Below are 19,552 nucleotides of genomic sequence, written 5' to 3'. Positions count from 1 at the left end.
AGGATGCGTTCTCCACCGGCCGCATCGGTCCGCGGCTGGCGGTGCCGGCCGCCTGCGGCACCGCCCGCCTCGAAGGCGGCCCTGTGGGACATCGAACCCGAGAGGTCGCGGGCGGCCGTGCGGCTGCTAGCTCTCGGCGTGCAGGCTCTTGATGAAGCGCCGCGCGATCTCGCGCACCGCCTCGTCGTCGCGGGCCTCTCCGTGGGCCTTGTCCCACAGGTGGTCGAGGCTGCCGTCGAGCTCGTCGAGGAGCTCCGGATGGCGCTGCGCGACGAAGCGGATCGTGCCGAACAGCAGGTGCTCGACCGCCATCTCGCGGCGGCGGGCGTCGATGATCGCGTCGGACGCTGGGGCGGATGTCGGATCGGTCATGGCGCATCAACGGTCGCAATCCGGGTTCGGTTCGCACGCTCGCGCTGCTTCGAGTGCCGCAGCCCGATCACGGTCCGGCGTGCGGCCGGCCGGCGGCTCAGGTGAGCCAGCGCTCGTCGATGTCGGTCGCGTTCCACGCCGCCATCGGCTGGCTCGCATCGCCCTCGGCGAACACGACCACGTCGTCGGGCCCGACATCGTGGACCGCGAACCAATCCCAGCGGCGGTGGATCACGCGGGGACCGCCGAAGATCCGGACGGCGTTCCAGTAGCGGTCGTCCTTGAAGCCGACGTAGTGGACGCAGCGCGGCGATCGGTCCGACGTCTCAGGCATCCGGACGATCGCGCGGCAGGCCGCATTGGACGTGGTGACGGCTGGCTTCGGGAAAGCGCATCGGTGGAGGATAAGCGCCGGCATCGCCTTGTCGAGGCAACCGGTTGTCGCGCGAAGGCGCTCGTGCGTGATGACGCTTCGCCTCGTCGGCCCCGATCCGGTTCGGCTCGACGGCACGGAGCGACCTGTAGATGACCGTCGACGCCGGCGGCACACGGCCTACGGCGTCGCGGCTCCGTCAGCCGCCCCGCAGGTGTGATCCATCAGGTCCTCGGCGCTCGCCCGCGGCGCCCGGTAGGCCAGCACGTAGTAGCCGGGATCCGGATCGCCGGCCGGGGTCGCGACCGCCGCGAGGCTGGTCTGCCGCAGGTCCCGACGCCCCGGCAGGCGGACGAGCGCCGCGAACGGGTTGAAGCGCTCCGCCTCGGCAGCCGTCACCCGCAGGGCTAGGTAGCGGTCGCCCGCGAGGGGAACTGGGAACGGCGCCCAGGTGGCGCGGATGCCGTGGCCGTGCGTCCGCAGGGCGGCCAGCACCCGCGGCTTGATGCAGGCGAGATGGATGTGGAGCTGGTCCTGGCTTCGGCCCCGGGCCGAGTTCACCGCGAGGCCGACCTCCTCCACCGGCACGCGGCCCTTCAGCGGGGCGGATGCGAAGCGCCGGGCCGCGAGGGCGGCGCGCCAGTAGGCGATCCCCCGCGCCCCGCGCAGCACCGGCGCCTCGAGCCCGGCGACCGTGTCCGTCGGCATCACGACGACGTGGGTCGGCTCGCCCGGCGCGCGCAGCACCGCCGTCCCAGGCCGGTCCTTGTCGCCGAGATCGACGTCCAAGCAGGGAAAGGTCCGGTCGGCGAGCGTCTTGGCGAGGACGCAGGTCTTCAGCGCCGCCCAGAGCACGTCCCGGCTCGGATCGCCGGCGGCGCGGGCGGGCGCGGGAAGCGCGGCGAGAACGATCGCGGTCGGCACGATCCAGCGCATGTCGTCTTTCCCGGATCCCCGACGCGTCGTCCGCCCGAGGCGGCCGCGATAACCCCCGCCGCGTCGCATCGGCGATCGCGCCTTGCAGCACGGCTTCGGAGTGCCCTGCAGGCATGAAAAAACCCGCCACGTCGAGACTGGGCGGGTTGAAGAAATGGTAGCGGGAGAGGGACTCGAACCCCCGACACGAGGATTATGATTCCAAGTGTCTAGCATCCGCCGCCCCCGTTTTCGAGACCAGGGAGCCCCGCTAAGGCACTGGCGCTACAGCGCTCCCCTTAACCAAGGCTTAAACTGCCCCTTGCGGAGGGGTCCCGAACCGCCCCAGGGTCCCGCCCCAGTTCCGCCCCAGTTCGTAGGACGCCCGCCTTGGCCACCCGTCTCACCCAACAGATCGTCGACAAGCACGTCCTCAAGGCCAAGCCCGGGACAGTGCCCTACGACGTCATCGACGCCGGCTGCCCGGGTCTCATCCTCCGGATCAAGCCGCGCGGCGCGAGTTGGGGCACGAAGTTCGAGCGCGGCGGCCAGACGCTCCGGCTCAAGATCGGCACCCCTGGCGTCCTCGACCTTGAGCAGGCGCGGTACATCGCCGGCAAGGCTCGGGCGCTGGTGCACTCGTCGGCCGCTGCCCCGGGCGAGGACTGGCTCAGGGACCGCTTCGTCGAGCTCGGCCTGGCGCAGCCCCGGCCACCCCGGGACGAGCGGATCGTGGCCGAGTTCTTGGCGACCGCCCCGCATCTGATGCAGTGGCGGTGGGAGGAGGCCCGAGACGCCTACCTTTCCGAGGTCCAGCGCATCCGCCGGGTCGATACCTACAAGGACTACCGGACGATGCTGGGCCTCGCCGAGATGGCGCGATTCGCTGGCCGGCCGGTACGGCTGATCACCAGGCAGGAACTCGCAGTCGTGGTCTCCGAGATCCACACCTCGGGCCGTGAGCGGCATGCCGAACACCTCGCAAGCGTGCTGCGCCCGTTCTGGTCGTTCATGGCCCAGGACCGGAACCAGGCCGCATCCGGCGTGACCGAGCCGATGCCGTTGCTCAAGGCCCCGGAACGGAGCTCGGGCGTCAAGCCGAGGCCCAACGGCAAGGTGCCCGGCGGCTACACCGCCACCACCGACGAGATCTCCCACATCGTCGCCGTCGCCCGGGTGGGCGTCCTCGATAGGTCTCAGTCCGTCGCCCTGGAACTCCTGGTCACGACCGGCCAGCGACGTCGGCCGGTGGCGGGCGCGCTTGCCGTGGACTTCGTGCCGTGGGCCGAGCAGCCGGGCTGGGGAATCTGGAGCATGGGACCGGCTCACAGAAAGACCGCCGCTAAGCGCCAGGACCGCCATCGCCACGTCGTGCCGCTCCCGCCGCCGCTCTGGGACCGCATCCGGGCCCAGATGGAACGCGCGGCTTCGACCGGGTCCGAGTACCTGTTCCCCCAGGTCCGGGCCCGACGGCTCGGGGACCGGACGGACGGCCACCTCTCCGACGCCTCGATCAACCACCGCCTGCTCGACCTGGGCATGCGCGCGAGCCCGCACGATCTCCGCCGCGGCCTGTCGACGACGTGCCAGCACCGGCTCCGGCAGTCCCGCGAGGCGGTAAAGCTCATCCTCGACCACAACGAGGGATTCCGGAGCGACGACGTCCTGGAGGCGCACTACACCGAGGACGACCGCCTCGACCTGAAGGGGCCGGTGATGACGGCGTGGTCCACGTGGCTGGAGGCCCAAGTCGCCTCGACGGAGCTCCCGGACCTGGCGACCCTGCGGGGCGAGATCGCCCGCCGGCGCCGGGAGCGCGAGGCCGCCGGCAAGGCCAAGACGGCTGCGGCCGCCGCGGCGAAGGGGGCCAAGGAGAAGCCCGGCTGGGGCTCGGGTAACGTTTTCCAGGACCTCGGCCTGCCCGAGCCTGAAAAGCTCCTGGCCGCTGCAGATGGCCGTGTGGCCTGATGCGTCGCATTTGAGCGACCGGATTCAATCAAAGGCGACGCGTCGCTGGCATGCTTCCCCCATCATCAGGGGAGGCAGGCATGGCCGAAGACATCTTTCTCGTCGACAAGTCGCGCTGGAAGGGCCGGGAGCTCAAGGCGTTCGCTGACGAGGCGAACCGCTTCACGGATGCGGTGCTCAAGAACGAGCAGTGGGACGACTTCATGCGACGGGCTTCCCGTCAGTATGACGTCATGCGAGCGATTTGGCGGGACCCGGCTGCGCCGCTTGGGTACTCCATCGGCGTCCTGAAGGGCGCTGACAAGGCGATGCGCCAAGCCAACGGGAAGGTCGGGTCGGCGGTTAAGGCGATGTCGTTCCGCCTACGCAACCGCGAAATCGCCGATGCCATTTATCTGCTCTACGGGGATGGCCGAGCCGATTTTCCCCAGGGCCCCCATCTCCTCGATCTCTTCGTGAAGCGGCCCCCTATGCCGACGACGCACTAGGCCGAGACCCCCATCGCGACCTCGACGACCTCGGCCCGGGTCGCCTCCCACAGGGCGCGCTCCTCCTTCGCGAGGGCGACCCGGACGAGGCGCCCGGCGGACCCAGCCGGGTGCTCCATCGCGTGCCCGGGATTCCTCCGCTCCAGGCGTGCGTGATCCCGCCAGGCAGCCTTCGTCGCCGGCGACCGCAACCGCCAGTGCGGGCCGCACAGGAACTCGCCGTCGCGGAATCCCTCGTCCACCGAGGCCGTCCGCCGGCAGAACGGGACGGCGCAGCGGGCGCGGTCGGTCATTCATCGTCCTTGATCTGCTGGGCGTCGACCCGCTCTCTCAGGCTGTCCAGCCAACCGAAATCCGGCACCTCGGCATCACGCCAGCGCAGGCCGTTCCAGAGCGTCATGAACTCGTCGCGGGTGATGACGACCGGGTCCGGAGTTAGCCCGGAATCCACGCGCGGTACGATGTAGCCCGGCAGTTCTACGAGCTCGCCGGCGACGTAGCTGCTCTCGTAGTAGTCGTCCGACCTGCGCAACTCCGCGGCACGCTGCTGGATGACGGCGAAGACCCTGTTGAGGAGTTGGTTGCGCTCGCCCTCAGTCATGATGCTGCTTCCTCACCGCGACCGCGAGTTGCTTGCCGAACGCCGCGGCCTCCATCCAGCGCTGCGGGTCCGAGGTCTCGACGGCGATCCAGTAGGCGTCCTCGAACGTCTTGAGGCGGGCATCGACCGCCGCGGCGCGCCCGGCCGGGAGCACCCGCTCGATCAGGCGCACCTGATCGGGCCAAAGGCCGCGCTCGTCACCCAGCCGCAGCACTTCCTCGACCTGATGGGCGTCCTTGAACCAGACCTGCGCGACCTCCGGCTCGGCCTCGGTCCCATCCGGCTGTTTAACCGCTACCCACCAGGTCTGCCTGCTCGACATCGTCATGGCGCCCTCAGCCGTAGTACCGGGAGAACTTGAGCTCGCGGCTCTTGAGGGCGGCCGCCGCGATTCCCGCGGCGTCCCGGTGCCCGTCGACGACCGCCTGCAGAGCCGCCCGGTGCAGCCAATCCTCGACGATGTGGTCCGCGCAGCCCCAGTAGATGCCTCGCTGGTCGGCCAGGGCGGCCACTATGGCGTCGACCGCCTCGACGGAGAGCGCCGGGCACTCCTCAACGTCGATCCAGCAGACGATCTTGCCGTACCGGTCCCAGTCGCGGACCCTCTCGTGCTGGACGGTGAATACCTCACCGCCCTCGTCCGAGATGCCGTGCAGCAGCATGACGTCCTCGTCCTCGCCGCTGCCGCTCTCGTAGAAGTACGCCCACACCGGCCGGTCGGGCGGGATGCCCCTGTGCCCGCTCTGCCAGGTCGGCCGGTTGCGGTAAGCCTCCAGGGACTTGATCGCGCAGGGACGGCAGCGCCGGCACCGCTTGTCACCAACGAAGACCTCCACGCAGTCCTGGCAGTGGCCCAAGTAACCGCCCGGCGCCCACCCGTGCCCGCGCAGATCCTCGATGGAGTAGCCGTCGTCGGGGTTGTCCAGCCGCAGAGGCAGGTTCCCGAGAGTGTGGAAGGTGTGCTCGGTCATGCCAGGTCCTCCACCTTCATCAGAACATGGGGCTCGTCGTTCATCTCGGCGCACGCCTTCACCGGATCGAGGAGCCAGCCGGCGAGCCGTTCGCGGTCGGCCTGCTCCCACACCAGCCAGCGCCTCTTGTCGCCGGGGCCCCAGTCCCGGCCGAACCCGAACGGCTGGTAGACGATGGGCTCGCCCTCCCGCCGGATGCTGTGCGCCTCCTTCTGCGCGTCGGTCAGGCTGAGGACCTCGGAGCCGCACGCGACTGGGAGTGGCCTCGCCGAGATAAGGTGGACGCCGTCCCAGACTCCGCCGAGGACCTCAAGGTCGCCGGTGTCGTAGGGTCTGATGCCCTGGAAGAATGTGCCAGCCGGCATCTTGGATAGCTCGGCCCAGTCGACGATCTTCATGCTTCCCCCCTCACCATCTTCCCGATCAGCGAGGCCAGCAGGAACGTGCTGACGTTGCCCCGGCCTGCCGCGCGCTCGGCCGCCCGGATCAGCGGCAGGTAGTCCCCGAGCCTGCGGGCGCGCTTGGCGAGCTCGGGGTTCGCCGCCACGGCCTCGCGGGCGACCCGGTCATGGCCGGCCTCGTCGAGGAATCCCGGAGGCGGCGGCTCGTCGCGACGCTTGGCGACGATGGCCCGGAAACGCTCGCGGTCGGCTTCGGAGGCGGGCATCAGCTAAAGCTCCCCACCGCCGGCAAGCCGGCGTTGCTGGTGCGCGCCATGTGGGTGGCGGTCTCGGCATCGCAGCGGGCCTGAGCCGTACGGGCGCGCTCCCGGACGAGCTCGTCGTGGAGCTCCAGCACGCGGCGGGCGAGCTCGCGCTTTTCGAGGGAGAGCAGGCCCTTCAGGTCGGGCTTGGAGATCGAGAGGTTGGCCATGTCAGGCTGCCAGCTTGGTCTTGAGAGTGAAGGACACGACGTCGCCGAGCAGTTGGTATCCCCACGGCGGCAGTAGGCCCGCCTTCCGCTTGCCACGCAGGCGACGCCGGCGACGGCGGCTCATCTTGGGATCGGGCGGTACGATGGGGCGGACGAACGCCTGCCCGTAGACGATGCTGTAGGGGCTTGATTCGACGGCGACGTAATCGATGTCCGGGACGACCTCGGGCTCCATGTCAGGCGGCCTTTCCGAACAGGCGGTCGAGGATCGAGGGCTTAGATTTCCGGGCGGCCTGGTGGCGAGCGAGGGCCCTGTAGGCACCCATCTTCGTCTCCCAGACCTCGTCCTCGCGCTCGCGGCGCTTGTCCGTGAGGGCCTGCATGCGCCGGTTGAGCTCGCGGCTCAGGTCTCTGCGCTCCTGTTCGGGCACAAGGCGGATGACTTGGTGGAAGAACAGCACCGGGTTCTGGTTGACGCCCAGGTCACCGAGCATGTCGCGACCGACCTCGGCCACGCGGTCGAGGAAGGCGTCCCACGAGCCGTAAATCGCCTCCACATCAGACCGGAGGCGGATGTCGTGGCCATCGAAGCCGAACAGTACCGGCGGCCTGAGCGGGCGGCGGGGCGGCGTGGGCGGGAGCGGCATGGCGAGCCCTCGGGCCCGGCGGACGCGTTGCCAGTGGAGGACCATGTCAGGCGGCCTCCTCGACCATCGAGAGGTTCACCGCCGCGTCCATGATCAGCCGGTCCGACACCGCGATGAAAGTCTGGTCCGGCGGATCGGCCAGCTTCGGAATCTGGCCCACGATTCGGCGGAGGACTTCTTCGAGGGTGACGTGCGCCGACCGGAGGCGCCGGAGGTCGGCTCGCACGAACCCGGCGTCCCGGAGGACCTGCAGGGCGGTTGCCGCCTCGTAGTCCCAGGCCCCCGGGGCGGCCTGTGAGAGAGCCTCGTTGACGACTTGGATGTCGTCCATCGCTCCGAGGTCGACCTTGCGCTTGGCATCCACGGCGATTGCGTTGGCGTCCTCGACGGCGCGCTCGGCCTTGTAGCGGCGCACCCAATCCTCGTGCCGGGCGATCTGGTCCGCGGTCATGCCGAGGTAGAGGCGCGCCTTGGATTCGTATGCCCGGAGGACCTCCGCCTGCTCCGGTGTCGCCACGCGGGCGCGCTGCCCGTGGACCAGCGGCGACGGCGCGCCCACGGGGACGGAGGCGTGCTCGGTCGTCGGGTCGGCCAGCAGCGCCGTCAGGGCCTCTTCGTCCTCGGCGTAGAAGCCGGGCGCGATCCCGTCGGGGCCGCATCCCTCCGGTACGTGCCAAACCTGTCCCACGGGCCACCTCGAATCGTCGTCTTCGAGGATGATCGCGAGCGACCAGGTGAAGAGAAAACCCCGGCGATTACTTCAGCCGGCTAAACACAACCCGTATAGGAGTCATTTCGCCTTTAAGTGCGGTCATCGACCCTTGTGTAGGTCGCGTCCCGAGGCGGAGGGCGGGCAATCTGGGGACGGCGTGACCTGGCCGCAAAATCCCGCTTGACGGGAACCCGCCGAGTCTCACTTATAGCGACACGGACCCTTCGGGCTAACTCGGGGGGGCCCCTCGCCTTGCTACAGCAGGGCGCTGTTCCTGGAGGACACGTACATGGATGAGTATCCGAAGCTGCAGAGCTACGACCGCAAGTTGATCTTCAAGTCCGCCTGGGATGGCGCGCGAATGCTGGAGGGCCTCTTAGGCATCCCGGCCAGCGAGCTCATCGGCACCGCACTGAAGACGACTTGGGCGATGCATCGCAATATGGTCCTGGCGGATCGGGAGCGGGAGTTCTTGAAGCTGCGCGTCGAGATGGGCTTAGGGCTAATCCGCCGCGCCATGGAAGCCCGCGACAAAGCCATCGCCTAACTCCCTGCCAACCGCCGATCAGAACACCGGGGCGTCCTCAGAATGGGGGCGCCCTTTAGATTCCGGGAGCCCTCCAGTGCGCATCGTCCTCCACCAGAACATCAAAGATGGGACCCCCCACGTCGGGCAATTCGTCGGCACCATCGACGGCAAGTTGCTCAGCTTCGTCGAGCGTGTCCCCTACATCGACGGCGAGCCAGCGACGCAGGAGCACATCGCCCTGGCTTTGAGCGATGCCGTCACGGATGCCGCGAGTCAGGTATTCGGCGGCGAGTGGTCGACCGATCTAGCCCGGGTCACCGGCCTCAACCGGAGGACCGTCACGAAGGATCGGATCGAGCGCTACGGCCTCGCACCCTGGGTTCTCGCCATGCTGGGGCGATGGGCGACGTCGACGTGCCCGAGGGCGCGGGGTTACCTGCTCCTCGCCGGTGCTGAGCTGATCGACCGGGGGCCGTACGCAAAGAACACCGGCGAACCGTACGCCGGTGCAACCAAAGAGCAGCACCATCACCTCTGGACCATCGGCGAACGCGAATTAAATCGGTCCATGGATGACGTGGATTATTCACGTCGCGAGACCTACAAGTACAAGAAATCAAAGTCTGCGGTAAGCAACGCTTAACACTTTACCTGTACACCCGACTCCCTACGCGTCTGCGGTCTTAACCCGGGCGCCGGTCAAAGGACACCGATCATGAAGCCAGCGCTCACCCGCGGCCTAGCGGCCGCCCTGTCGCTCGACGCCTACCTGCGCGGCGAGCAGAACCCGCCAGCCCGCCACGAGAGCCCTTTCCGGGCGCTCGCCCGCGTCGTCTACGCTCGGTGCCCGGAAGGCCGCCCGCGCCGGCGCGATGCCGGCCGCTTCGACGACGACGGTGTCCTCGCCCTGTGGCAGGCCGCGTGGACGACGGTCGAGGAGGTCTCGCTCGAACGGTGGCGCGACGTCAACGCCGCCCAGACAGGGCGCATCCGGGCCTCCGCGCTGCTGGATGAGGTCGAGCGCCGGACGCGCGAGCTCGACCTCGACATGACCTTCGATGCCGACGACATCGAGTACGCCGCGGGCCTGCGGCAGGACCTCGACTCGCTCGCGACCGCCGCGTTGGTCCTATGCGAGATGGGCGACCCCCGTGGGCGGGAGTCCTGCCGCCGGCGCGCGCTCGACAGGCTGCAGCACGCCCCGGACGGTTACTCCTACGCCCGGGCGTTCCTCGGCCTGAGCATGATGAACCCCTACGCCTGGCTCCCGGGCAACGCGGCGCCGGGCATCCTCGCACACGCCCTCGAACAGGGCGTGGAGGTACTGGCGGACGCCTGGCGGCCCTCCGTCCTGCAGCAAGTGGAGGAGCCTCACGACCGGGCGAGGGAGATCCGTGAGAAGGCCGCCCGGGAAAGCGCGGAGGCGGCTGTGCGGGCGGCCGGGCCGAGCCTCGTCGTCGTCCGGTCCGTCGAGCACCTCCCGGGCTCGGCCGAGGACGGCAAGGGCAAGCCCGGCAAGAGCACGGCGCCGTCGGCCCGTGGCGAGTGGGCGCCCTTCGCTGGGCGTGCCTGGCCGCTCACGCCGGTGCCCGATCTCGCCGCGGCCCGGGCCGAGCTCGTCGCCGAGTTCCCCTACGCCGTTGACCTGATCGACGCCGTGCTGCGTGATCTCGTCGGGCGCCCCCACGTCCAGGTCCGACCGCTCCTGCTCGTGGGCGGCCCGGGCAGCGGCAAGTCGCGATTCGCCCGCAGGCTGGCCGAAGTCCTTGGCCTCGGGTGGCAGGTCTACGGGGCCGCTGGTGTCGCCGATGCCAGCTTCACCGGCACGTCGCGGCAGTGGTCTACCGGGCGGGCATCGGTCCCCCTGCAGATGCTCAAGCGCCTCTCCGCGGCCTCGGGCCTCGTCATCCTCGACGAGCTCGACAAGGCGGGGACGGGCACGAACAACGGCGCGTTGTGGGACGCGCTGCTGCCCTTGCTGACCGCGGACGCCGCGGCGTTCTTCGACCCGTACCTGGAGATCGCGACGGATCTCTCGGCCGTGTCGTACGTCGCCACGGCGAACGACGTCTCGGCCCTGCGTCGGAGCCACCCAGCCCTCGTCGACCGGTTCAGGGTCTACGGCATGCCGGCGCCGCGGTTGGAGGACCTCCCGACCGTGCTCCGGACCGTGATGGCCGACCTTCGGGCCGAGCGGGGCCTCGACGAGGCCTGGTGCCCGGATCTCGACGGCGAGGAAGTGGGCCTGATCGAACAGCACTACCGGGCCGGGGGCAGCCTCCGGCTCGTCCGCCGGCTGGCCGAGACGCTCGTCGCCGGCCGCGACGCCCTGGCTGGGAGGCACTGATGACGTCCCAGCTAGAGCCCGCCACGCCCGAGGCGATGCTCCGCCTCGCTCGCCGTCTCCTGCGCAGCGCCGTCGACCGCGGCGAAGGGGACGGTCCCCTCTGCCTGGAGGGCATCTACTATTGCGGGGCGCTCCTCCGTCGCGTCGAGACCGGCGAGCTCGATGCCGTCCGGACCGCCGACGAGGCGTGCCGCGTCGCCCGGTTCCTGATCGGAACGATGTCCCGGGAGGCCCGGTCATGACGGAGGTCTACCGGAATCTGAACCGGCGGAAGTGGAGCATCCGCGAGGGCGGCCGCGTCGTCGGGCACGTGGACGTCTGCTGCCTCCGGGACGTGAGCTTTCACGTCTCCGTGGCCGCCCGGCAGCGGGCGATCCGCATCGGGCAGCGGGCGGTCATGGCGTGGGCCCGGGGCGTCCTGTGCGAGGCTCACCGCTGGCCCAGCGCCGAGCGCATCCGCTTCAGCCCGTTCGAGGGTCCGAGCTTCATGGCTGGCGAGTTCGAGATCGACAGCGCCAAGCTGGTGTTCTTCGACGCCGACGGCACCTGCTGGGGGATCCTGTAATGCGTACCGCCCTGATCGCGATGGCCCTGCTCGGGGCCGCCCCCGCCGTCGCGGCCGAGAGGTTCCCGACGGCGTCCGACGTTTGGCATTACGAGGGGCGCGCCCCGGACGCCGGCGGCGAGGCGCGATTCCTGCGGCTGGACGCGACCCCCGACGGCAGGGGCGGCTGGGTCACCGTCGTCGTCTGCGGCCGGGTTTCGCTCCGGACCGGGCACGAGGTCATCACGTACACCGGCCGCGGCTCCGCAGCGCGCTCCCGTGGGGGCTGGCTCGGCGGGACGACGACGTTGCCGGGCATGCCCACGACGGGCTGGCTGATCGCCCAGACCGGGGACGGGCTCCTCGACCAGGCTGTCCAGACCGCGGCGCCCGGGGAAGACAGGGTCTGCCCGAACGCCCGAGGCGACCTCAGCAGCGGGGACTGATTTGGCGCGTCACGGGACAGAACGCGTTTTTGGGCGGTGTCAAAGCTCTCGCGGCGGTGTCAAACGGCACGATTCCCGGGCCGTCTGCGTCAAACCTTATGATCGCCGGCCTTCTCCGCCATCCGGGCCGCCTTGGCCGCGCGGCGTGCCTCGGCCTTGGCATCGATGGCCGCCCAGCCGTCTCGGCCCTGCTCGGCGTCGGCCGCCAGCTTCGCGTCGACCTTGGCCGCCGCGGCGCCCCAAGCGATTGCCCCGCGCTCCAGGGCGACGGCTTCCCGCCGTGCGACCACGCGCCCGACCTCGTACGCCAGGTCGTCCTCCCCGACGGCGGCGAGGAGGCGGTGCGCGGTCCGGAGCGCCCACAGCCGCACGTTGCCCTGTTGGCGCTCGCTGGGCGATGCCTCGCCGAGGCGCCACCGCGCGATCTGGCGGGGATGCTCGTGGACCAACGGGGCGAATTTCCCCTCCCAGCGGGGGCCGAAGATCGGGCGGACCATCGCGGCGACGGCGGCGTGGTCGAGGCGCAGGCCGGGACCGCCGTTGTCGCCGGCGGCCGGGGGCGGCGGGTCGGTGGCCACCGAGGTGGCGATGAGTTCCTCGATGTCGATGATCTCGTGGTCGGCGAAGGTCATGGAGGGTCACCTGCAGGCGGAAATCGGATGCCGGCGGCCCGGCTCCCGCGCGCGGGGGAACCGGGCCAAACGGTAGCGAAGGGGGGCATCGCTACCGTTTGCTTGCAGGGGGTCAGATGCCCGGCAGCAGGGCCTGGGACGGTGCCTGGGGAGGCCGGACGCCGAGGGCGTGGGCGTAGTGGACGATGCCCTTGCCGGTGAGGCGGGTCGTGGGTCGGTTATTGTCCCCGAACTTGCGCCAGATCACGATGAACAACCCGCGGTCGATCAGGGGCTGCTTTGGCACCGGCCCACCATCGAGGTTGAACAGGTCGCCTCGGTCGCGAAGCCAATCAACGAACCGGTTCGGGCCCTGGTGAAGCGCCTTGCCAGCGGCCTGGAGGCCCCAGGTGTCGTCGGAATCCGCGAGGGCCTCGCAGAAGTCGACCGCGGGCTGGGCGGCCTCGACCCGGGCCTCGGCGACCTTCGCCCGCTGGGCCATCGTGGCCAGCAGCGGGATCAGCACGTCGACGTCGTAGAGCATCGACATCGGATCGGCCGCGACGGGGAGCGACCGGCGGGCGAGCTCGCTCTCCATGCGGTTGAAGGCGTCGATGTAGGCCAGCTTCCAATGGAACGCCCGCTCGCCGGTGAACCCCATGACGATGAGCCTGAAGGCATCCCGGTCGAGGCGGTACGCCATGACCTCGCGGACGGCGCCGTTGGCGATTGCCACGTCCTCGAACATCGGCACAATTTTGTGCCCAAGCAGATCGGGGCCACGCGCGAGGGCGGTGCGGACCGCGACGAGGACCGCCTTGTGGCTGCGGTCGAAGAACGCGGCGATGTCGCGGGTGTCGGCCACAGCCTTGTCGCCGACGAGGGTAACGGTGGGCGTGGGAGTCGTGGTAGACGTGGTGGCAACCTGGGTCACGGCGCACTCCGAAGATCTAGGCGAGGCCCTCGACGCTCGGTGTCTCACCACCGGCCGAGGGCCGCCCCTCGTGGGGCTCCCCAAGTGTAGCGATTCGTTTTTCGACTACATCGGGTTCGTCCGAGATTTCGGACGTGATCGCGAAAATACTTTCAGGCCGTCGCGTACATACGCAATTGACCAACGATTTAACCAACAGAGTGTTGGTGAAGCCGTTGGTTAAAAGGCGTCCGTTGTTGGGAGCGTAGCGAGGCTTCGGTCAGGCGGTCCCGCGGGTGATGGTTGCCGCCGACAGGCCGAGGACCTCCGCGGCGGCCGGGACGTCCAGCCGGCCCAGCGCGATCCCGTCCCAACCGTGGTGCAGGTAGCGGTGCCGGGCCTTCTCGGCCAGCTTGCCGGTTGAAGGCGTCCGCCCCGCAGCCTGGCGGCCGGCCCGGGCCAGTCGGGTCAGCGTAGTCTCGTCGAGCCAGCCCCACCGCTCCCTTGCGGTCGCCAGCGACGAACTGTCGATCAGGTCGGCGACCCTGCGGGGCGACGGGGTCTGCCGGAACTGCGCCTCGTTCGACGGCCGGCTCCACGGCGGACGGCATGCCGGGTTTCCGACAGCTTGCGGAAGGCGGTCCGGACGTCGGTGGGCGTGTAGCTCGGGATCGTGTCGGCCCGGTAGACGCCGAGACGGAGGAGCGCCGCCGTGACGAGCAGATCGGTGCGGTCGCGGTCGGTCACGCCTCGTACTCCCTGCCGATGCCGCGGAGGTCCTGGTACCGGCGGACCAGGGCGACGAGCTCGCTCGCCCGGGCGCCGACGAGCTGAACGGCGACGGTGCCGTCGCAGGCCCGGTCGCCGGTGATGAGGATGAAGCCGAGCCCGCGGTTGCCGACGACCTGCACGATTCTGTCGGCGGTGTGGGGCGCGCCTTCGGATTCGAGCCACGCCAGGACGGTGGGCACGAGCACGGCCGGGATCTCGGCGACCACGGCGCCGGTCGGGTAGACCGCCTGCAGGCCGGCGATGGTCTCAGGGACCGTGCGGCAGGCCGCGGCCGCCGGCGTCGCCGCCAGCAGCCCGAGGGCGAGGAAGGCGGCGACGCGGTTCATGGCTTGGTCCCCGGGGAGACGATCTCGGGCAGCGGGATGGCGAGCCGGTAGATGCGCATCGGGCTCGGGTAGTAGGCGATCCACGAGACCCGGACGTCGTCGACGGGCACGACACCCAGCGGCAGGGTTAGGCAGTACCGGGTCCGGACGGGGCCCACGGCCGGGGACGCGGAGGCCCTCCAGGGCTGGCCGCTGTCGGCCCGGAACACGGAGGCGACGAACGCCTCGCCCCCGTTGACGCGGACGAAGACGTCCAGGTTGTCCGAGGCCAGTGGGCGGACCTTGCGGCCGCTCCAGTCCCAGCACATCCGCGCGCCGGAACGCTCGATCCGTTCTACGGCCTGGTCGACCCGGACCGGAAGGAATCGTGCCTCGATGCCGGGGCCGAGGTCCTGCGTCAGCGAGAACGCCACGTAGCAGGCGACGCCGACGAGGTAGGCCGGCATGAGGCGCCGCATCATGACATGGCGCCCCGGCGACGGGCCGCGGTGGAACCTGGCGCGGCGTTGAGCAGGCCGACGACCTGCATCGGCACCTGCTTCACGCTGTGCTCAACGTCCGAGATCCGGCTGTTGAGCCGGGTCTCGACTTCCTTCAGGTCGCTGCGCTCGACGCAGTTGCGGTCGACGTGCCGCTGCAGAGTGTCGAGCGCGGCGTCGGTCCTGTCGATGCGCGAGCCGAGACCCTTCGTTGCGTCGCTGGTGGTGGCCGCGTTGGCGCGCAGCGTAAACCAAGCGCCGAGCGCGCCGATGGCCAGCACAAGCAGCGGGATGAGTTGGCCGACGGTGACGTCGGGGGAGAGGCTCATGGCGTCGGCTCCTTTAGCCGTGCCGCGACCGAGCCGAGCTTGCGCCGGCAATCGCGGCCGGCGGCCGCCAGGTCGAGGGCGTAGGGGGCGATGTCGCCCTAGGTGGCTTCGGGACCGAGCGGGGCCGGCTCCGGCTTGCAGTGGAGGAGCGAGGGCGCGACGTGGGTGTGCTCGACGACGACGCGGTCGACGTAGACCGTGTCAGTCTGGCATCCGAGACTTGGGGGCGACCACAACGCTCGGGGACGCGGTGGGTTCGATAAAAATAATGGAAGCCCCGCACCCCGGATTCGGGAAGGCCGGAACAGAACAAAAACACGTGCAGAACGTGTAGCGCGACGGTTTGCTTAAAAAACACAGGCAAACGAGGGGCTTGGAGGCCCCGTAGGACCGTCCAAGCCGTCCTTCAGGTCGCCCAGACGACCGGGGGCGGGTCGGACGTTAGGTCCGTCGCGCCGCACAGGTCGACGCGCCACGACCCCTTGGGCAGGGCTGCGAGCTGGCCGATGAACCGGTCAGCGTAGGCCGGGTCATCGCAGAGGACGTTCCCGGAAATCAGGGATGCGGCCTTCTGGACGAGGGCGTCGGCCCGCTCCCGCCCGTCGTCGTTGGAATCTCGCAGCGCCATGCCCGCCGCCACAAGCAGACGTCGGACGCCGCCGCGGTTGGCGTCGTCGGCCTTGGATGCGGCTGCCCAGACCGGCGTCCGCCACGCCTCCAGGATCGCGCGGAGCCGGGCCTGCCCGACGTCGTGCGGGGGCGGTACTGGCAGCGGGGCCGAACCGGGGTCCGAGTGGAAGATCCGCGGTCCTGGCGTGTAGCGACGGCGACCGCCCGGGGCGCGCTCGATCCGGGCCTTGGACGGCTTGTCGCCAGGCTCGTAGCCGTACCACGTCGCCCGGAGGCGCTCGGCGGCCTCGCGCTGCAGGACCTGCTCAGCGCGCTGTGCGGGTGTCAGGGGGATGCTGGGCATGTCACGCCTCCGCCATGGCAGGAGCCGGACACGTCGACGCCCGCCGGGCCGTGGGGCGCGCAGCGGGCGTCTGTCCTAGAAGAGTGCTGCCCTTCGTCGTGACCCCTTCATCATACGGCGTGGCGAGGATGGCGACAAGCGTGCTCCATTCGTTCTTGCTGATATCCCGTAACACTTCGTGCGTGACCTGGGAGGTGGCAGCGAGAGGGAGGTCGAGGGTGTCGGCGACGTCGTCGACGGTGACCACCACCGGCTCCGGAGCGGGGACGGGATCGGCCTTGGCGGTCACGGTGCCGGCGACGGCGCGGGCGTCACGGAGCGCGTTGTCGAGCCACCGGCTGGAGACGCCGTAGAGCTCGGCCACGGCCTTGACGGTCATGCCCTCGGCGAGGAACTCCAGGGCCTGCTGGCCGACTTCCAGGCGATGCGTCTGCTGGACGCCGCGGGCCTTCACGCCCTTCTCGCGGCGGCCCTTGACCACGCGGCCGACGGCGTTCTCGGACCGGCGCGCCTGGTCGATCAGGATGCGCAGGTCGGCCCGACGCATCTCCCGCGGCGTGACGACGAGCAGGTCCCTGAGGTGCGCGGGGCTCGGCTTGTAGCGGGGGTCGACGGTGAACCCGCGGTACGTCCGGCGGACGCCCCGGGCGGACTCCTTCGACCGGCCGACGATGGAGCACGCCTTGGACCGGGCGGAGGCGTGGTCGAGCCCGAGGCGGTCGGCGGTCTCGATGACGAAACCGTCGAGGTCGGACGCCGGCAGGCGCCAGGACGCCACGTACGTCATGGCGACGAGCCAAGCGTTCCGGCCGGCGCCAGTGTCCTCGCGGGCCGCCGTGTCCTTGATCCCGGCCTTGCCGTGCCGGAGGGCGTAGAGCCGGTCGAGGTCGGAGGCGATTGTGTCCCAGTACGAGCTCCCGGTCAGGCGGGCTCCGTGGTGGCCTTCCCGGGGGGCGCGGTTGGCGAGGCGGGCGGCGTCGCGCTTGGCCTTGGCCTCGGCCTTCGCGGCCTCCCGCTGGGCCTTCGTCTGCCGCTGGAAGGGCAGGACGACACGGCAGAGCTCGTCGAAGTCGACCCGCTCGATCTCGGCGGTCAGGTCCGGGTAAATGACGGCGACCGGGCGACCGCTCTTCTCGTTGTAGGTCCCGGGCATGCGGAACTGCTTCGTGATGGCCTTGGCGGTCGCGTCGGAACCGAACGGCAGGAAAGTCTCGTGAAGAATCTGCTGGAGGGCGCGGTGTCGGGCCATGACGCGCTGGGCGGGTTGGGAGACGGTGTAGAGCCAGACCACAAGGATGCCGCGCCCGGAGAACGTGGCGTAAGACGGGGCGGGCCAGCCCTTGTCCTCGCACACGTTCCGCACCGCTTCCATGACCTTGCGGGGGGAGACACCTGCCCACTCGGGGCGGTTGTAGAAGTCCAGGTCGAGCCAAGAGGCGCCGATGCTAAGGACGTTGGCCGCTTCCTTGGCCAGGCGGGGCTCGCCCGGTTTCGAGTACGGGTACGTCGCGAACGACAAGAAGCGCCGGCCCTGAAGGTCGACGTCGCGGGTCGCGAGGGAGTGCGAGGAGAACCGAAGGTCGGACCAGCGGGGCTCGCTGGAGCCGTCCTTGCGCGGCTTCCGCGGCGGGACTCGGTCACCGAACATGGCGGACCCGGTGCCGCCCTTGGGGTGGATGAGACGGGCGTAATCGAGGGGGCGGAGCTCGCAGCAGTGGGCGGGTACTGGACGGACCAGGGAGGTAGGCTGGGGCCAACGCATGGCGGCCGGGGAGATGGGGGAGGTTGTCACGACGGTCCTCTACTGGGGCCTGTCGCGGGGCAGCACGTCCGCAACTCAGGCCGAGGTCAACGTCATCAGGATACGTACGGCGAGGCTTAGGTCAACCAAGGGCATGACCTTCCGTAACACGAGGCAATACTTGATGAAGGGGCTCGGATGATCCCGGGGTCGAGGGGGTATCGGCCGCCTGTGAGGCACAGGGAGGTAGGCTGTGGCGGTCTGTTGGGGGTGGCGTGGGTAAGGACACATCCTGCCCGGGACGGTGCCCTAGTGGCCTTCCCTGGAGGTGGCTGCGGTTCAGGGAGGAGGATTGACGCGGGATCGGTCCAGAACTTTTTTTTTGCCTCCTGACCTTGGCTACGCCAAGCCCCCATACCCCGTAACGGAACGTGCGTGATCGCGACGCCACCGGAAGGAACTGATCGACCGTCCTTCACACCATGCGCGATATCCCATGGTGGATTGCTGGACCCGCTGGCACTCTACCGGCATGAGCACCGTCACAACCGCCGAGCTCCCCGCGGAGCACCCCGCCGCCCGGTCCGCCCGCGTTCGTCGCGATGCCGCCGACCGTGCCCGGCGCTGGCGCGAGACGCAGCGCGAGACGGCCGAGACCGACGCCGCCCTGGTGGCGGCGATGCTCGCCGATGTCGACGCGTTCATCACGCCCGATCACCGCCTACTTGGCAAGGAGGCTAGGGTCGACATCGCCTTCGTCGTCGGCCGGGCCGCGTACTGCCTTGGCGGCAAGGCGAAATTCGAGGAAGCCAAGAAACGGGTTTTCGCGAGGTTGATTGAGCTCGCGCCCGTCCCCAAGGGCAACGCCTGACCGAACGAATCGACGGCGTTAGGTAGGCTGGTGTGATCGAGCGCCACCACCACCGGCCAAGGGCCCGATCACCCTGGAGCGCCCCTTGTGGCAACGGCGCTGTGAAGCATTCTGAGCTACGTCATCTCTCTAACCTATCTATGGTTAGAGCCGACCGCTCATAACGGTCCGTCCAAACCATGCATCCCCTGGGCGGGACTCGGCTTTTTTCCGGTAGGGCACGAGAAACGGCACGAAGAAGAGTACGGCCCACCCGTCTTCGCCCTCCTCCCTACGGCCTTGGGCCGTAACTACGCCGTAGACGTTGGCGTACCGCCCTGGGCTTTACGACCCCGCACCGTTGCGGACGTGCCCCTGACCCATCAAACTGGTCCGCACTGCGTGCAAGTTTTTCGGGCATCCTGAACCTTGAATGAGGGTGGATGCCATGCCTCGCAAACGCTTCACGAACGAACAGATCGCCTTCGCCCTGCGGCAGACGGAGAATGGCGCCACGGTGGACGAGGTCTGCCGGAAGATGGGTGTGTCCGAGCCGACGTTATACCGCTGGAAGAAGCAGTTCGTCGGCATGGGCGTGCCTGAGATCCGACGGCTCAAGCAGCTGGAGGACGAGAACAGCAAGCTCAAACGACTGGTGGCCGACCTGACGCTGGACCGCTCCATGCTGCAGGACGTGCTCAAGCGAAAGTGGTGAGGCTCGCCGCGAGGTCGCCGATTGCTGCATAACCGAT

29 protein-coding genes, 1 tRNA gene and 1 pseudogene are annotated in these 19,552 nt (G+C 69.5%); 10 read left to right on the top strand and 21 right to left on the bottom strand.

Annotated features, from left to right (window positions below; translation table 11 throughout):
- Nucleotides 1-126 precede the first annotated feature (126 nt).
- From MKK55_RS18775 to MKK55_RS18760, 4 genes are all read right to left on the bottom strand, one after another.
- A complete protein-coding gene (locus MKK55_RS18775) occupies nt 127-372 on the bottom strand; it encodes a hypothetical protein (protein WP_187274660.1) in 246 nt (81 codons plus the stop codon).
- Between the two features lie 97 nt (nt 373-469).
- A complete protein-coding gene (locus MKK55_RS18770; protein WP_147726758.1) occupies nt 470-706 on the bottom strand; it encodes a hypothetical protein in 237 nt (78 codons plus the stop codon).
- A 219-nt stretch (nt 707-925) separates the two neighbouring features.
- Nucleotides 926-1,681, bottom strand: coding sequence for a CDP-diacylglycerol diphosphatase (locus tag MKK55_RS18765; RefSeq protein ID WP_243937100.1), 756 nt, complete (start codon nt 1,679-1,681; stop codon nt 926-928).
- Nucleotides 1,682-1,836: 155 nt separating this feature from the next.
- Nucleotides 1,837-1,933, bottom strand: a tRNA-Met gene (locus tag MKK55_RS18760).
- 117 nt (nt 1,934-2,050) lie between these two features.
- Between MKK55_RS18760 and MKK55_RS18755 the strand changes: the two genes are divergently transcribed.
- Nucleotides 2,051-3,628, top strand: a complete 1,578-nt coding sequence (locus MKK55_RS18755; RefSeq protein ID WP_243937099.1) for an integrase family protein — start codon at nt 2,051-2,053, stop codon at nt 3,626-3,628.
- A gap of 80 nt (nt 3,629-3,708) precedes the next feature.
- Nucleotides 3,709-4,116, top strand: a complete 408-nt coding sequence (locus tag MKK55_RS18750; RefSeq protein WP_243937097.1) for a hypothetical protein — start codon at nt 3,709-3,711, stop codon at nt 4,114-4,116.
- Here the strand turns inward: MKK55_RS18750 and MKK55_RS18745 are convergent.
- The 10 genes from MKK55_RS18745 to MKK55_RS18700 are packed head-to-tail and all read right to left on the bottom strand — an operon-like array spanning nt 4,113 to nt 7,896.
- Nucleotides 4,113-4,409, bottom strand: coding sequence for a hypothetical protein (locus MKK55_RS18745; RefSeq protein WP_243937096.1), 297 nt, complete (start codon nt 4,407-4,409; stop codon nt 4,113-4,115). The genes MKK55_RS18750 and MKK55_RS18745 overlap by 4 nt on opposite strands.
- Nucleotides 4,406-4,717 (bottom strand): hypothetical protein, encoded by a 312-nt coding sequence (locus tag MKK55_RS18740; protein WP_243937095.1) that lies wholly within the window; start codon nt 4,715-4,717, stop codon nt 4,406-4,408. Before MKK55_RS18740 ends, MKK55_RS18745 begins: the two co-directional genes overlap by 4 nt.
- Complete coding sequence (locus tag MKK55_RS18735) at nt 4,710-5,045, bottom strand: hypothetical protein (protein ID WP_243937094.1); 336 nt, start codon at nt 5,043-5,045, stop codon at nt 4,710-4,712. Before MKK55_RS18735 ends, MKK55_RS18740 begins: the two co-directional genes overlap by 8 nt.
- Nucleotides 5,046-5,052: 7 nt before the next feature.
- Nucleotides 5,053-5,688: a hypothetical protein gene (locus MKK55_RS18730; protein ID WP_243937093.1), complete on the bottom strand. Its 636-nt coding sequence runs from the start codon at nt 5,686-5,688 to the stop codon at nt 5,053-5,055.
- Nucleotides 5,685-6,086, bottom strand: coding sequence for a hypothetical protein (locus MKK55_RS18725; protein WP_243937092.1), 402 nt, complete (start codon nt 6,084-6,086; stop codon nt 5,685-5,687). Before MKK55_RS18725 ends, MKK55_RS18730 begins: the two co-directional genes overlap by 4 nt.
- Nucleotides 6,083-6,355: a hypothetical protein gene (locus tag MKK55_RS18720; protein WP_243937091.1), complete on the bottom strand. Its 273-nt coding sequence runs from the start codon at nt 6,353-6,355 to the stop codon at nt 6,083-6,085. Before MKK55_RS18720 ends, MKK55_RS18725 begins: the two co-directional genes overlap by 4 nt.
- Nucleotides 6,355-6,561, bottom strand: a complete 207-nt coding sequence (locus tag MKK55_RS18715) for a hypothetical protein (protein WP_243937089.1) — start codon at nt 6,559-6,561, stop codon at nt 6,355-6,357. The genes MKK55_RS18720 and MKK55_RS18715 overlap by 1 nt, the downstream gene beginning before the upstream one ends.
- Before the next feature lies 1 nt (nt 6,562).
- Nucleotides 6,563-6,796 (bottom strand): hypothetical protein, encoded by a 234-nt coding sequence (locus tag MKK55_RS18710; protein WP_243937088.1) that lies wholly within the window; start codon nt 6,794-6,796, stop codon nt 6,563-6,565.
- 1 nt (nt 6,797) lies between these two features.
- Entirely contained in the window at nt 6,798-7,208 is a 411-nt protein-coding gene (locus tag MKK55_RS18705; RefSeq protein WP_243937087.1) for a hypothetical protein, read from the bottom strand.
- Between the two features lie 46 nt (nt 7,209-7,254).
- Nucleotides 7,255-7,896 (bottom strand): hypothetical protein, encoded by a 642-nt coding sequence (locus MKK55_RS18700; protein ID WP_243937086.1) that lies wholly within the window; start codon nt 7,894-7,896, stop codon nt 7,255-7,257.
- Nucleotides 7,897-8,209: 313 nt separating this feature from the next.
- On the opposite strand from MKK55_RS18700, the gene MKK55_RS18695 reads away from it, so the two are divergent.
- The 6 genes from MKK55_RS18695 (at nt 8,210) to MKK55_RS18670 (ending at nt 11,786) form a co-directional block, all read left to right on the top strand.
- Nucleotides 8,210-8,467, top strand: a complete 258-nt coding sequence (locus MKK55_RS18695; protein ID WP_243937085.1) for a hypothetical protein — start codon at nt 8,210-8,212, stop codon at nt 8,465-8,467.
- A 76-nt stretch (nt 8,468-8,543) separates the two neighbouring features.
- Nucleotides 8,544-9,092: a hypothetical protein gene (locus tag MKK55_RS18690; protein ID WP_243937084.1), complete on the top strand. Its 549-nt coding sequence runs from the start codon at nt 8,544-8,546 to the stop codon at nt 9,090-9,092.
- A gap of 72 nt (nt 9,093-9,164) precedes the next feature.
- Nucleotides 9,165-10,796: an AAA family ATPase gene (locus MKK55_RS18685; protein ID WP_243937083.1), complete on the top strand. Its 1,632-nt coding sequence runs from the start codon at nt 9,165-9,167 to the stop codon at nt 10,794-10,796.
- Nucleotides 10,796-11,038, top strand: a complete 243-nt coding sequence (locus MKK55_RS18680; protein ID WP_243937081.1) for a hypothetical protein — start codon at nt 10,796-10,798, stop codon at nt 11,036-11,038. Before MKK55_RS18685 ends, MKK55_RS18680 begins: the two co-directional genes overlap by 1 nt.
- Nucleotides 11,035-11,361 (top strand): hypothetical protein, encoded by a 327-nt coding sequence (locus MKK55_RS18675; protein ID WP_243937079.1) that lies wholly within the window; start codon nt 11,035-11,037, stop codon nt 11,359-11,361. Before MKK55_RS18680 ends, MKK55_RS18675 begins: the two co-directional genes overlap by 4 nt.
- Complete coding sequence (locus MKK55_RS18670; protein ID WP_243937077.1) at nt 11,361-11,786, top strand: hypothetical protein; 426 nt, start codon at nt 11,361-11,363, stop codon at nt 11,784-11,786. The genes MKK55_RS18675 and MKK55_RS18670 overlap by 1 nt, the downstream gene beginning before the upstream one ends.
- Nucleotides 11,787-11,875: 89 nt before the next feature.
- Here MKK55_RS18670 and MKK55_RS18665 read toward each other — a convergent pair whose 3' ends face one another.
- The 7 genes from MKK55_RS18665 to MKK55_RS18635 form a co-directional block, all read right to left on the bottom strand.
- Nucleotides 11,876-12,418: a hypothetical protein gene (locus MKK55_RS18665; protein ID WP_243937075.1), complete on the bottom strand. Its 543-nt coding sequence runs from the start codon at nt 12,416-12,418 to the stop codon at nt 11,876-11,878.
- A 112-nt stretch (nt 12,419-12,530) separates the two neighbouring features.
- Nucleotides 12,531-13,331 carry a phage regulatory protein/antirepressor Ant gene (locus tag MKK55_RS18660; protein ID WP_243937073.1) on the bottom strand — a complete coding sequence of 267 codons (801 nt, stop codon included), beginning with the start codon at nt 13,329-13,331 and terminating at the stop codon, nt 12,531-12,533.
- Nucleotides 13,332-14,053: 722 nt separating this feature from the next.
- Nucleotides 14,054-14,428 (bottom strand): hypothetical protein, encoded by a 375-nt coding sequence (locus MKK55_RS18655; RefSeq protein WP_243937072.1) that lies wholly within the window; start codon nt 14,426-14,428, stop codon nt 14,054-14,056.
- A complete protein-coding gene (locus tag MKK55_RS18650; protein ID WP_243937071.1) occupies nt 14,425-14,889 on the bottom strand; it encodes a hypothetical protein in 465 nt (154 codons plus the stop codon). Before MKK55_RS18650 ends, MKK55_RS18655 begins: the two co-directional genes overlap by 4 nt.
- Nucleotides 14,886-15,236, bottom strand: coding sequence for a hypothetical protein (locus MKK55_RS18645; RefSeq protein ID WP_243937070.1), 351 nt, complete (start codon nt 15,234-15,236; stop codon nt 14,886-14,888). The genes MKK55_RS18650 and MKK55_RS18645 overlap by 4 nt, the downstream gene beginning before the upstream one ends.
- Nucleotides 15,237-15,642: 406 nt before the next feature.
- The gene (locus MKK55_RS18640; protein WP_243937069.1) at nt 15,643-16,209 is read right to left on the bottom strand and encodes a hypothetical protein; all 567 of its coding nucleotides are present in this window, start codon (nt 16,207-16,209) and stop codon (nt 15,643-15,645) included.
- Between the two features lies 1 nt (nt 16,210).
- Nucleotides 16,211-17,857: a hypothetical protein gene (locus MKK55_RS18635; protein WP_243937068.1), complete on the bottom strand. Its 1,647-nt coding sequence runs from the start codon at nt 17,855-17,857 to the stop codon at nt 16,211-16,213.
- Nucleotides 17,858-18,446: 589 nt separating this feature from the next.
- Between MKK55_RS18635 and MKK55_RS18630 the strand changes: the two genes are divergently transcribed.
- Together MKK55_RS18630 and MKK55_RS18625 are read left to right on the top strand one after the other, a co-directional pair.
- Complete coding sequence (locus MKK55_RS18630; RefSeq protein ID WP_243937067.1) at nt 18,447-18,821, top strand: hypothetical protein; 375 nt, start codon at nt 18,447-18,449, stop codon at nt 18,819-18,821.
- 427 nt (nt 18,822-19,248) lie between these two features.
- A pseudogene (locus tag MKK55_RS18625) lies at nt 19,249-19,509 on the top strand (transposase); the annotation flags it as partial.
- Between the last annotated feature and the right edge of the window lie 43 nt (nt 19,510-19,552).

This window comes from Methylobacterium sp. J-059 (assembly GCF_022829485.1).
Classification (GTDB): Bacteria; Pseudomonadota; Alphaproteobacteria; order Rhizobiales; family Beijerinckiaceae; genus Methylobacterium.
Note: the sequence above shows the minus strand (reverse complement) of the source record. Positions and strands in the feature narration are given on the sequence as shown.

What these genes read in the sequence shown, in the direction of transcription:
- MKK55_RS18775 (WP_187274660.1), bottom strand. Translation starts at nt 372, where the DNA reads ATGACCGATCCGACATCCGCCCCAGCGTCCGACGCGATCATCGACGCC.
- MKK55_RS18770 (WP_147726758.1), bottom strand. Translation starts at nt 706, where the DNA reads ATGCCTGAGACGTCGGACCGATCGCCGCGCTGCGTCCACTACGTCGGC.
- MKK55_RS18765 (WP_243937100.1), bottom strand. Translation starts at nt 1,681, where the DNA reads ATGCGCTGGATCGTGCCGACCGCGATCGTTCTCGCCGCGCTTCCCGCG.
- MKK55_RS18750 (WP_243937097.1), top strand. Translation starts at nt 3,709, where the DNA reads ATGGCCGAAGACATCTTTCTCGTCGACAAGTCGCGCTGGAAGGGCCGG.
- MKK55_RS18745 (WP_243937096.1), bottom strand. Translation starts at nt 4,409, where the DNA reads ATGACCGACCGCGCCCGCTGCGCCGTCCCGTTCTGCCGGCGGACGGCC.
- MKK55_RS18740 (WP_243937095.1), bottom strand. Translation starts at nt 4,717, where the DNA reads ATGACTGAGGGCGAGCGCAACCAACTCCTCAACAGGGTCTTCGCCGTC.
- MKK55_RS18735 (WP_243937094.1), bottom strand. Translation starts at nt 5,045, where the DNA reads ATGACGATGTCGAGCAGGCAGACCTGGTGGGTAGCGGTTAAACAGCCG.
- MKK55_RS18730 (WP_243937093.1), bottom strand. Translation starts at nt 5,688, where the DNA reads ATGACCGAGCACACCTTCCACACTCTCGGGAACCTGCCTCTGCGGCTG.
- MKK55_RS18725 (WP_243937092.1), bottom strand. Translation starts at nt 6,086, where the DNA reads ATGAAGATCGTCGACTGGGCCGAGCTATCCAAGATGCCGGCTGGCACA.
- MKK55_RS18720 (WP_243937091.1), bottom strand. Translation starts at nt 6,355, where the DNA reads ATGCCCGCCTCCGAAGCCGACCGCGAGCGTTTCCGGGCCATCGTCGCC.
- MKK55_RS18715 (WP_243937089.1), bottom strand. Translation starts at nt 6,561, where the DNA reads ATGGCCAACCTCTCGATCTCCAAGCCCGACCTGAAGGGCCTGCTCTCC.
- MKK55_RS18710 (WP_243937088.1), bottom strand. Translation starts at nt 6,796, where the DNA reads ATGGAGCCCGAGGTCGTCCCGGACATCGATTACGTCGCCGTCGAATCA.
- MKK55_RS18705 (WP_243937087.1), bottom strand. Translation starts at nt 7,208, where the DNA reads ATGCCGCTCCCGCCCACGCCGCCCCGCCGCCCGCTCAGGCCGCCGGTA.
- MKK55_RS18695 (WP_243937085.1), top strand. Translation starts at nt 8,210, where the DNA reads ATGGATGAGTATCCGAAGCTGCAGAGCTACGACCGCAAGTTGATCTTC.
- MKK55_RS18685 (WP_243937083.1), top strand. Translation starts at nt 9,165, where the DNA reads ATGAAGCCAGCGCTCACCCGCGGCCTAGCGGCCGCCCTGTCGCTCGAC.
- MKK55_RS18680 (WP_243937081.1), top strand. Translation starts at nt 10,796, where the DNA reads ATGACGTCCCAGCTAGAGCCCGCCACGCCCGAGGCGATGCTCCGCCTC.
- MKK55_RS18675 (WP_243937079.1), top strand. Translation starts at nt 11,035, where the DNA reads ATGACGGAGGTCTACCGGAATCTGAACCGGCGGAAGTGGAGCATCCGC.
- MKK55_RS18670 (WP_243937077.1), top strand. Translation starts at nt 11,361, where the DNA reads ATGCGTACCGCCCTGATCGCGATGGCCCTGCTCGGGGCCGCCCCCGCC.
- MKK55_RS18665 (WP_243937075.1), bottom strand. Translation starts at nt 12,418, where the DNA reads ATGACCTTCGCCGACCACGAGATCATCGACATCGAGGAACTCATCGCC.
- MKK55_RS18655 (WP_243937072.1), bottom strand. Translation starts at nt 14,428, where the DNA reads ATGAACCGCGTCGCCGCCTTCCTCGCCCTCGGGCTGCTGGCGGCGACG.
- MKK55_RS18650 (WP_243937071.1), bottom strand. Translation starts at nt 14,889, where the DNA reads ATGATGCGGCGCCTCATGCCGGCCTACCTCGTCGGCGTCGCCTGCTAC.
- MKK55_RS18645 (WP_243937070.1), bottom strand. Translation starts at nt 15,236, where the DNA reads ATGAGCCTCTCCCCCGACGTCACCGTCGGCCAACTCATCCCGCTGCTT.
- MKK55_RS18640 (WP_243937069.1), bottom strand. Translation starts at nt 16,209, where the DNA reads ATGCCCAGCATCCCCCTGACACCCGCACAGCGCGCTGAGCAGGTCCTG.
- MKK55_RS18635 (WP_243937068.1), bottom strand. Translation starts at nt 17,857, where the DNA reads ATGTTCGGTGACCGAGTCCCGCCGCGGAAGCCGCGCAAGGACGGCTCC.
- MKK55_RS18630 (WP_243937067.1), top strand. Translation starts at nt 18,447, where the DNA reads ATGGTGGATTGCTGGACCCGCTGGCACTCTACCGGCATGAGCACCGTC.